Raw genomic sequence first — 10,236 nt, 5'->3', positions numbered from 1 at the left:
ACCGGCGCCCCCCCACCCGCTTGGTGCGTGCGGGGGCGCCCAGCGCGCTCTTCCCTACCCTCCCGCCGCAGCAGTCCGTCCATGGGGCTGTCCAGCTGTTTCAGGATGCGCACGGCCAACTCCTGACTCCGCCGGTTCTCAAGCGGCGAAGAGGTCGAAGGTGGAGGTGTGCCGGGGCCCCGCCAGGACGTCGAGCTGCGGGTCGACGGCCAGCATGGCCTGGTGCAGCCGCTGCAGCTGCGGCGAGGGCTCGACCCCGAGCTCGTCGATGAGCCGCATCCGCAGCCTGCGGTAGACCTCCAGTGCCGAAGCCTGCCGTCCCGACCGGTACAGCGCCACCATGACCTGGGAGTGCAGGCCCTCGTGCTGGGGGTGGCGGGCGGTCAGTTCGGTGAGCTCGGCGATCAGTTCGGCGTGCCGCCCGAGCCGCAGCTCGGCGTCGATGCGCCGCTCCACGGTCACCAGCCGGCTCTCCTGCAGCCGCCGTACCTCGATGTCGAGGATCGGGCCCACCCGCACGTCCACCAGTGCCGGGCCCCGCCACAGGTCCAGCGCGGCCCCGAAGCGGGCGGCCGAGACCTCGCTGTCGCCCACGTCGAAGGCCGACTGTCCCTCGCGGATCAGGCGCTCGTAGTCGTGCACGTCGACCGACTCCTCGGGGATCTGCAGCAGGTAGCCGCCGTGCCGGGTGGCGAGCACCTCCTTGGCCCGGCCGGGTGCGCCCGGCCCCATCGCGGTGCCCAGGCGCCTGCGCAGCTGGAGGATGTAGGTCTGCAGGGTGGTCAGCGCGCTCTGCGGCGGCCGAGTAGACCAGATTTCCTCCATGAGAGTGGGCACGGGCATCACGCGGCCCGGATAGAGGGCGAGCAGGGCCAGAATCTGCCGCGGCTTGCTCGCGGACGGAACGATGGATCCCCCGTCGACCTCGGCACTCAACGGACCCAGAACCTGAATCCTCACGGTCTCCTCCGTACTCGTCGAGTTCCTCGTGTCTTTCCTTCCAGTGGCCAGAATTGTGCCTCCACTTCCAGGCAAGCTAGCGGCATTCCCCTTCTTCCAGTCAATTTCTCTAGCGGTTCTCGAGCGGAATCCCACGGGCGGTATTGCGCCGTGGCTCGGTTCTTTTCAAGAGCATCTGTGCGACTGTCACATACTTGCTCGTCAGACCGGCCGAGACGTGCGGAATTCAACATTCCGACGAGCAGCCGCAAGGCCTTTCGGAATTTCGATCAACACACCGAGTAAATACCTTGAGAAATTCCGCACAAGCTCATGCGCACAGATGCCTGAAAAACGATGACGGGCACACGCGGATGCACGCGGAAGGCGGGCGCAAAAGAACTTCGCGCCCTTTCCCGATGTCCCCCCGGAAACAGACCGGTTACGCGGCGGCGGCGTACGTGCCTCCTCCCACGGGCTCGGGCAGGAGGAACCTCTGCGGCGCCGACCGGCTCCAGGGGAAGCCGTGGTTGAGGTGGACGACCGCCTCCCCGCCCCCGCCGGCGGGCACGGCCACGGCGACCAGCACACCGGGCACCGGCTCCAGCTCCAGGAACCGCCAGGCACGGCCGGTGTCGTCGGCCGGCGGCGTGAAGGCGCGTACTCCCGACTCGTCGGCCAGGGTGAAGACGAAACTGTCGAACGGGATGCCCAGACCCAGCCCGCGCGCCTTGGAGTACGCCTCCTTCAGCACCCACACCCGCAGCGCGCGCCGGTCCCGCTCGGGCCCGGGGCCGGCCTCCCGCACCCAGGCACGCTCCTGCGGCGAGATCGCGTTCACGATGGTGGCGACGGCGTGCTCGTCGCGCTCCTCGATCCGCTCGACGTCCACGCCGATGCGGGCCTGTCGCACGATGCCCAGGAAGTTGTAGCCGCCGGCGTGGGAGAGGTTGAAGTCGAGCACCCGTCCGCCGCGTGCCGCCAGGTCGGCGGTGGGCCGCAGGAACGGCCGGCCCCGGACCGAGCGCCAGATCACCAGCTCCGCCTCGGCCAGACCCGCCTCCAGCGCCAGGGCACGCCGTACGAGGGTGTGGGCGATCAGGTACTGCAGACGGTCGCGTTCGAAGAGGAACTTCCCCGCGGTCCGCTGTTCCTGGGCGTCCAGCCAGTGCTCGGCCAGCAGCCGGGCGATCTCGGGGCTGAGTCCGTCGTTGGGACACAGCCACAGCGTGACCCGGGCTTCGTCCCGCTCCTGCTCGGTGGCCGTCACCTCGGCGCTCCTCGGGGCAGCACCGCGCTCGGGGGCAGTTCCGTCACCGGTCCCGCGAGATGGGCCCGGCCCGCGCCGAGCACGTCGACGCCGGCCAGCCACAGCCGGATCAGCTGCTCGAAGCGTCGGCCCTCCCACAGGGCGTCGAGGTAGGCGCGGGTCTCGGGAAGTCCGCCGTGCAGCAGCGGTTCGGCGGACGGGTTCCGCAGGTCCGCGCTGTGCACCGGCGGAGCATCCGGCGGATCGCCCCGGTCGGACGGAACAGGTGGGCCGAGCGTGCCGTCGGGGCCGCTCCCCACCGCGAAAGCGGCCAGTGCCGCCGCCAGTTGGGAGGTGTCGTAGACCACCAGCGCCAGGCGGCAGTCCAGCGCGGCCCGTCCCAGCCGGAGTTCACGGGCCACGGCGGCCAGGGCCGGCGTACCGGGGCCGGTGAGCCAGGCGGCCAGGCGTTCGGCGGTGGCGGCCAGGTGTCCGGGGGTGACCGCCGACAGCAGCACCAGGTGCGGTCCGCCGCCGTCGTCCCCGGGTGCCCGCGGGGCGGGCGTCGGGTCCGGCTCACGCAGCACCACCACGGCGTGCTGGGTGTCCGGCTCGTGCACGCCGACCAGGACGGTGCGCGGCAGGGTGCCCCCCTCGGGAGCGCGCCCGGCCTCCCAGACGGCGGGCCGCGGCCGGCCCGGCCCGGGAAGCAGGGTGGCGCGGCGCAGTTGCAGCACGGCGCGGGTCAGGGCGGTCGCCGCCGCCCCGGCCCCGCCCCCCGCCCCCGCCCCCGCCCCCGCCGCGCCCGCCCCCCCGCCCCCCCCCACCCCACGCCGCGCGCCGCCCCGCGGGGGGTCAAACCCCCGCGGGCGCCCCCCCCTCATCATGGGCAGCCGATAGTGTGGTCGCTCGTCCGAGACGCCCCGCTGTCCCCTCGGGGCACAGGCGTCCACCGCAGTCCACCGAACCGGGGCCCGTACCTCGATGTCCGTGCACAGCCATACGGCAGCCCATCAAGACGCCGCTGCCATCCCTGAGTTTCCGCGTCATGTGGTGACCGCGGTGCTCGTCTCCCACGACGGCGCCCGCTGGCTGCCCGACGCGCTCGCCGGGCTGCTCGGCCAGGAGCGCCCCGTCCAGTACGCCGTCGCGGCCGACACCGGCAGCGCGGACGACTCCGCGCAGCTGGTCACCGAGGCCCTCGGCGCCGACCGCGTGCTGCACCTCGCCCGGCGCACCGGCTTCGGCCAGGCCGTCGAGGAGGCCAACCGCAGCGCGCCCGTCCTCACGCCGGACGAGCTGCCGTACCTCAAGCGCCCCAGCGGCTGGGACCCCGTCACACGCACCTGGCGCGACGACGCCTACGACATGCCCGACCTCCCCCACGGGGAGCCCGTCCACTGGCTGTGGCTGCTGCACGACGACTGCGCACCCGCCCCCGACGCCCTCGCCCAGCTGCTGCGGGTCGTCGACAACGAACTGGAGCTGGGCCGCGACGACGTGGCCGTCGTGGGCCCCAAGCTGCGCGGCTGGTACGACCGCAGGCAGCTCCTGGAGGTCGGCGTCTCCATCGCCAACTCCGGCCGCCGCTGGACCGGCCTCGACCGCCGCGAGCAGGACCAGGGCCAGCACGACCACGTACGGCCCGTGCTGTCCGTGTCCACCGCCGGAATGCTGATCCGCCGCGACGTCTTCGAGCAGCTCGGCGGCTTCGACCGGCGGCTGCCCCTGATGCGCGACGACATCGACCTGTGCTGGCGCGCCAACGCGGCCGGCCACCGTGTCCTCATCGCCCCCGAAGCGGTCGTACGGCACGCGGAGGCCGCCTCCCGCGAGCGCCGCGCCGTCGACTGCGGGGGCCGCACTGCCGCCTCCCCGCACAAGGTCGACAAGGCGGGCGCGATCTACACCCTCCTCGTCAACACCCGCACCGCGGCGCTGCCCTGGGTCCTGCTGCGGCTCGTGCTCGGCACGGTCCTGAGGACTGTCGCCTACCTCGTCGGCAAGGTACCCGGACAGGCCGTCGACGAGATCCGCGGCCTGCTGGGCACCCTGCTGCGGCCCGAGCGGATCATCGCGGGACGGCGCAGGCGCGGCCGCCCGCAGGTCGACAAGGGTGAGCTGCGGCCGCTGTTCCCGCCGCCCGGCGCGACCGTGCGGGCCACCGTGGAACAGGTCGCCGGCAATCTCTTCGGCGGTTCCGACACCGAGGTCTCCTCGGCCGGACGGCACGGCGGCGCGGTCGAGTCCGGGCCCGGCGGTGACGATTCCGACTTCCTGGAGATCGAGCAGTTCGCCCGGCTCAAGCGCATCGCCCGCAAGCCCGGCCCCGTGCTCTTCCTGGTACTGCTGCTCGCCTCCCTCGCCGCCTGCCGGGCGCTCCTCGGCGGCGGCGCGCTCTCGGGCGGCGCCCTGCTCCCCGCCCCGGCCGGCTCCGGCGAGCTGTGGTCGCGCTACCTGGACGCCTGGCACCCGGTGGGCGCCGGCGGCACCCCGTCCGCGCCGCCCTACCTCGCGATCGTCGCGATGCTGGCCTCCGTGCTGTTCGGTTCCACCGGCCTCGCGGTCACGGTCCTGCTGGTCGGCGCGGTGCCGCTGGCCGGGTTCACCGCCTACTTCGCCTCGCGCCCGCTCGTCGAGTCCCGCCTCCTGCGCGCCTGGGCGGCCGTCGCCTACGCCTTCCTGCCCGCCGCCACCGGCGCCCTGGCCGGCGGCCGCATCGGCACCGCCGTCCTCGCCGTCCTGCTGCCGCTCCTGGCACGCGCCGGCACCGCCGCCGCCGGACTGTCGAACTCCTCCGGCGTGCGCGGCAGTTGGCGCGCCACCTGGGCCTATGCGCTGCTGCTGACCATCACCACCGCGTTCACACCGATCGTGTGGCCCATCGCGCTGACCCTGGGGATCGGCGTGCTGGCCCTGCGCCGCGCCGACATCGTCGCCCACGGCCTGCGCTTCCTGGTCCAGCTGGGAACCCCGCTGCTGGTCCTCGCGCCCTGGTCGCTGACGCTGCTCCCGTTCGGCTTCTTCCGGGAGGCCGGACTGGAGTACGGCTCCTCGACCGCCTCCGCCCTCGACCTGCTCGGTGCCAGCCCCGGCGGTCCCGGCACCGTGGACGGTCTGATGCTCGTCGGCATCGTCCTGGCCGCGCTGGCCGCCCTGCTGCGCTCCGAGCGCGGGCTGGGAATCCGGGCGGCCTGGGCGGCCGCCCTGGTGGGCCTGGTCTTCGCGGCCCTGTCCAACGGCTCGACCTGGGCCGGGCCCGCGACCCTCGTCTACGGCATCGCGCTCCTGTCCGCCGCCGCACTCGGCGCCGCCGGGGCACGCGCCCGCGTGGCCGAGCAGAGCTTCGGCTGGCGCCAGCCGGTGGCCGCGCTGATCGCCTTCGCCTCGGCGGCGGGGCCGCTGCTCGTCGCCGCGGGCTGGATGATCCGCGGCGCCGACGGGCCGGTGGAGCGACGCGACCCGGCCCAGGTGCCCGCCTTCGTCGCGGAGGAGAGCAGCACCCGCGACCAGGCCCGCACCCTGGTCCTCGACAGCGACTCCACCGCCCGCGTCCGCTACACCCTCGTCCGCGGCTCCGGCGCCCGCATGGGCGACGCCGAACTGGCCGCGGCCGACGGCGAGAACGGCAGGCTCGACAAGGTCGTCGCCAACCACGTCGCCGGTTCCGGCGCCGACCAGGTCAACCAGCTCGGCCGCTTCGCCGTGCGCTACGTCCTGGTCCACAAGGGCGCGCCCCGCGAGGTCACCCGCGTCCTGGACGCCACGCCCGGCCTGACCCGGCTCAGCCAGCAGAACGGCAGCGCGCTGTGGCGCGTCGACCAGGAGGTCTCGCGCGCGGTCATCGTCTCCGCCGCGGGCTCGGGCACCCCGGAGTCGGTCGCCGCCGGACCCGTCGAGATCCACACCACCGTCCCGACCGGCTCCGACGGCCGCGTCCTGCGCCTGGCCGACTCCGCCGCCGAGGGCTGGACGGCCACCCTGGACGGCAAGCCCCTGACCCGCACCACGGTCGACGGCTGGGCCCAGGGCTTCGAACTCCCCTCCGCCGGCGGCAGGCTGGACGTCACCTACGACGCCCCGCTCGGCCACACCGCGTGGCTGTGGACCCAGGGCGCACTCGCCGTCGTGCTCGTCGTGCTCGCCCTGCCGGGCAGGCGCCGCGACGTCGACGACGACCTCCCCGAGGAGGAGACCGTCCCCGCCCAGGCCGCCGCGGGCGAGGGCCGCCGGGCCCGCCGTCTGCGCGCCCAGGCCGAGGCCGCGGAGGCCGACGGCGCCGACGAGTCCGGCCCCGCCAGCGTTCCTCCTCCTCCGGAGGAGGCACCCGTGGCCGCCGTACCGCACCAGCAGTCCTACGGCGACTGGGACGCGTCGGGCTACGCGGACGACGGGTACGGCGCCTACGGCGACCAGTACCAGGACGCCGGGCAGTATCCGGCGGGCGCGTACGGCCAGCAGGCGTATCAGGCCGACCCGTACCAGAGCGGTCAGTACGACCCCTACGCGTACGGAGGGCAGAGCGGACAGAGCGGACCGGGTGGAGCGGGCGGCCAGATGCCGTACGACCAGACGTACCAGCAGGGTTACGACCCGGCGTACGACCCGACCCGCCCCCACGGCACCGGCAGTGAGCGCCCCGACGGGAGCCAGCAGTGAACCGCACCACCCTTTCCCTGATCGCCGGCACGGCAGCGCTGGCTGCCGTCACCGGATTCGCCGCCTTCAGGACACCGGACACGTCCGGTGCGGACACCGCCGAGGCGGCCGCCCAACTGCCCGTGGAGCGCACGAGTCTGCTGTGCCCGGCACCGAGCGTCTCCGACATCGCCGAGACGACGTACACGTCCTTCACGCCCGCCACGAAGGGCACGGCCGCCAGTGGCAGGGCCACGCTCACGGCGGCCACGGAGGAGTCGGCGGACAAGACCGACGGCGCCTCGAAGGGCAAGGGCAAGCAGCAGGCCGCCAAGCCCGTCCTGGCCCCGAAGGCGCCCGGCACCCCGGCCACCGGTGACACCTCCGGCGCCGACTCGCCCGCGCTCGTCGGCACCGCCGAGGGGAAGTTCGCGCCGGGCTGGACCGTCCAGGAGACCACCGAGGTCGCCGCCGGCACCGGACGCGGCCTCCAGGGCGTCAACTGCACGGCTCCGGACACCGAGTTCTGGTTCCCCGGCGCCAGCACCGCCGCCGAGCGCACCGACTACGTGCACCTCACTAACCCCGACGACAGCCCCGCCGTCGTCGACATCGAGCTGTACGGCAAGGACGGCGCGATCAAGTCCCCCGTGGGGGAGGGCATCACGGTCAAGGCACACTCCAGCGAGCCGGTGCTGCTGTCCACGCTCACCGAGGAGCGCCAGACCAACCTGACCGTGCACGTCAGCGTCCGCAGCGGTCGGGTCGGCGCGGCCGTGCAGGCCCTGGACGACAAGATCGGCGGCGACTGGCTGGCCGCGTCCACCGACCCGGCGGACACCCTGATCCTGCCCGGCATTCCGAAGGACGCCACCTCCGTGCGTCTGGTCGCGTTCACCCCTGGTGACGCCGACGCCGACCTGAAGGTGCGGCTGGCCTCCCCGAACGGTCTGATCACCCCCGCCGGGAACGAGACGCTGCACGTGAAGTCGGGCATGACGTCGGCGGTCGACCTCGGCGACGTCACGCGCGGCGAGGCGGGCTCCCTGGTCCTGACCCCGACGGACAAGGCCGTGCCCGTGGTGGCCGCCCTCCGGGTGACCCGGGGCAAGGGCGACAAGCAGGAGACGGCGTTCATCCCCGCCACCGGTCCGGTCGGCACCCGTGCGACGTCCGCCGACAACAGCGGCAAGGGCACGACCCTGTCCCTCACCGCCCCCACCGCCACCGCGACCGTCAAGGTCACGGCGTCGGCGGGCAGCGGCGGCGGCACGGCGGTCACGAAGACGTACACGATCAAGCAGGGCACGACCCAGAACGTCGACGCCCCGGCCCCGGCCGGTCGGAAGGGCACGTACGCCCTGACGGTGGAGCCCGTGTCCGGCGGACCGGTCTACGCCGCCCGCACCCTGGCGGCCACGGAGGAGGGCGTTCCCGGCTTCACCGTCCAGACCCTCCCGGACGACCGGGGGACGGTGGCGGTGCCGGAGGCGGACCAGGACCTGTCCGTGCTGCAGAAGTAACCGCCGACGCGGCGGTTCGACCGGGGGCGGCGAGCCTGCCCGGCGCCCCCGGCTCAGTCCTCCCCGTAGCGGGGGTCCACCGTCTCCGGAGTCAGTCCCAACAGCTCCGCGACCTGCTCGACGACCACCTCGTGCACCAGCGCGGCCCGCTCGTCGCGCCCCTTCGTGCGGATCTCGACCGGCCGCCGGTACACCACGACCCGGGCCCGGTGGCCGTCGCGCGCGGGAATCGTCCCGCCGAGCGGGACAGCCTCGTCGCTCCAGGCCTCCTCGGGCCGCCGCTCCAGCCGGGGCACCTCGAGCACCAGGAAATCGATGTCGGCGAGCTGCGGCCAGCGCCGCTCGAGTCGATCCACGGAGTCCTGCACCAGGTCCGCGAACGCCTCGGCACGGCTCGCCGCGAGCGGCACCTGGGGCGGCGCGATCGGTCCGCGCATGCCCCGCCCGTGGCGATCACGACGACGAGGCCCGGGGCCGGCGGCACGGGGCGGTACACGGTTGTCCATCACTGGTGAAGCCTAGTCCCCGCGCGGTCCGCCCGCCCGGCCCCCACGCGGCGACGGGTACGCCGACCGGTCGGCAACCGGCCACCCGAACGGCTTGTCGTCGCATGACCATTCCAGCCAAGATTGGGCTCGTTTCCGTATCCCTACGAGACCGGGCAGATCAAGGCATTTGACAGTGTTTGTGCCGACCCATGACCGGACGCGTACGGACCCGGAATGCCCGACAAGCCCGTACGCGCAGGTCAGAAAGGCGTGTCCAGAGGGGCATGTGGGGTGTCTCACAGCACGACACGGTGGAGTGAGCTGGTGGAGAGTCGTCGCGGCCCGCTCAAGAGTGCGGTACCGTCCAACGTCGTGAGCCTTGTACGTCGCTGTTCGCGCACCGCTTGCGGCCGACCCGCCGTCGCGACGCTGACGTACGTCTACGCCGACTCGACCGCGGTCCTCGGCCCGCTCGCCACCTACGCCGAACCTCACTGCTACGACCTGTGCGCCGAGCACTCCGAGCGCCTCACCGCCCCCCGCGGCTGGGAGGTCGTCCGTCTCCTCGACGGATCCGCTCCCGCCCGGCCCACCGGGGACGACCTCGAAGCGCTCGCCAACGCCGTGCGCGAGGCCGCCCGCCCCCAGGAGCGCGCGGCCGAGGCCGGTGGCGGCGGGGCGCGCACGGCGGACCCGATGGAGGTCGCCCGCCGCGGCCATCTGAGGGTGCTGCGCTCTCCCGACAACTGAGCCGCCCTCACGCGCGCGTGTCGCACCGCACGGCGCACGCCTGACCTGAGGTTACGTCTGGAAGTCCACTTGGCGTTCCCACGCCGGAGCCTTACCCGGAACGGGTAGTTTGGGGCGACCGATAGGACTTTCAGGAGGGTTGGCCGTGGCTGCTGATCTGTCGCAGATCGTAAAGGCGTACGACGTACGCGGGGTGGTCCCGGACCAGTGGGACGAGACGCTGGCCGAGCTGTTCGGCGCCGCCTTCGTCCAGGTGACCGCCGCGGACGCGATCGTGATCGGCCACGACATGCGACCGTCGTCGCCCGCGCTGTCCCGCGCCTTCGCGCGCGGCGCGGCCGCACGCGGCGTGGACGTCACGGAGATCGGCCTCTGCTCGACGGACCAGCTGTACTACGCCTCGGGCGCCCTGAACCTCCCGGGCGCCATGTTCACCGCCTCGCACAACCCGGCGCAGTACAACGGCATCAAGATGTGCCGCGCCGGCGCGGCACCGGTCGGCCAGGACACCGGCCTCGCCGAGATCCGTGAACTGGCCGAGCGCTGGAGCGAGTCGGGCGCGCCCGAGCCGGCCGCGGCGCCGGGAACCAACACCCCGCGCGACACGGTGGACCACTAACCGGCCAACCACCCCACCCAGGTCGCCCGC

Annotated in this window: 7 protein-coding genes and 1 pseudogene; 4 read left to right on the top strand and 4 right to left on the bottom strand. The window is 73.6% G+C overall.

From position 1 onward, the window contains the following. Nucleotides 1-138 precede the first annotated feature (138 nt). The 3 genes from ACFW2E_RS31100 to ACFW2E_RS31090 form a co-directional block, all read right to left on the bottom strand. Nucleotides 139-960: an AfsR/SARP family transcriptional regulator gene (locus ACFW2E_RS31100; RefSeq protein ID WP_316762604.1), complete on the bottom strand. Its 822-nt coding sequence runs from the start codon at nt 958-960 to the stop codon at nt 139-141. A gap of 421 nt (nt 961-1,381) precedes the next feature. Then, nucleotides 1,382-2,209: a 4'-phosphopantetheinyl transferase family protein gene (locus ACFW2E_RS31095; RefSeq protein ID WP_384470400.1), complete on the bottom strand. Its 828-nt coding sequence runs from the start codon at nt 2,207-2,209 to the stop codon at nt 1,382-1,384. Beyond that, nucleotides 2,206-2,925 (bottom strand): hypothetical protein, encoded by a 720-nt coding sequence (locus ACFW2E_RS31090; RefSeq protein ID WP_384470399.1) that lies wholly within the window; start codon nt 2,923-2,925, stop codon nt 2,206-2,208. Before ACFW2E_RS31090 ends, ACFW2E_RS31095 begins: the two co-directional genes overlap by 4 nt. 247 nt (nt 2,926-3,172) lie before the next feature. Here ACFW2E_RS31090 and ACFW2E_RS31085 point away from each other — a divergent pair, with 247 nt between their 5' ends. Together ACFW2E_RS31085 and ACFW2E_RS31080 are read left to right on the top strand one after the other, a co-directional pair. Next, the gene (locus ACFW2E_RS31085; protein WP_384470398.1) at nt 3,173-6,847 is read left to right on the top strand and encodes a glycosyltransferase family 2 protein; all 3,675 of its coding nucleotides are present in this window, start codon (nt 3,173-3,175) and stop codon (nt 6,845-6,847) included. Then, nucleotides 6,844-8,349 carry a DUF5719 family protein gene (locus ACFW2E_RS31080; protein ID WP_384470397.1) on the top strand — a complete coding sequence of 502 codons (1,506 nt, stop codon included), beginning with the start codon at nt 6,844-6,846 and terminating at the stop codon, nt 8,347-8,349. The genes ACFW2E_RS31085 and ACFW2E_RS31080 overlap by 4 nt, the downstream gene beginning before the upstream one ends. A 53-nt stretch (nt 8,350-8,402) precedes the next feature. Here ACFW2E_RS31080 and ACFW2E_RS31075 read toward each other — a convergent pair whose 3' ends face one another. Then, the gene (locus ACFW2E_RS31075) at nt 8,403-8,855 is read right to left on the bottom strand and encodes a metallopeptidase family protein (protein ID WP_384470401.1); all 453 of its coding nucleotides are present in this window, start codon (nt 8,853-8,855) and stop codon (nt 8,403-8,405) included. Nucleotides 8,856-9,161: 306 nt separating this feature from the next. Between ACFW2E_RS31075 and ACFW2E_RS31070 the strand changes: the two genes are divergently transcribed. After that, nucleotides 9,162-9,587, top strand: coding sequence for a DUF3499 domain-containing protein (locus ACFW2E_RS31070; RefSeq protein ID WP_384470396.1), 426 nt, complete (start codon nt 9,162-9,164; stop codon nt 9,585-9,587). 145 nt (nt 9,588-9,732) lie between these two features. Beyond that, nucleotides 9,733-10,200 (top strand): annotated as a pseudogene (gene manB, locus ACFW2E_RS31065) (phosphomannomutase/phosphoglucomutase); the annotation flags it as partial. Nucleotides 10,201-10,236 lie beyond the last annotated feature (36 nt).

It is taken from the genome of Streptomyces sp. NPDC058964 (genome assembly GCF_042741275.1).
Taxonomy (GTDB): Bacteria; Actinomycetota; Actinomycetes; order Streptomycetales; family Streptomycetaceae; genus Streptomyces.
Note: the sequence above shows the minus strand (reverse complement) of the source record. Positions and strands in the feature narration are given on the sequence as shown.

Bases quoted from the DNA above. Each gene is read 5' to 3' on its own strand.
- ACFW2E_RS31075 (WP_384470401.1), bottom strand. From the start codon at position 8,855: ATGGACAACCGTGTACCGCCCCGTGCCGCCGGCCCCGGGCCTCGTCGT.
- ACFW2E_RS31085 (WP_384470398.1), top strand. From the start codon at position 3,173: ATGTCCGTGCACAGCCATACGGCAGCCCATCAAGACGCCGCTGCCATC.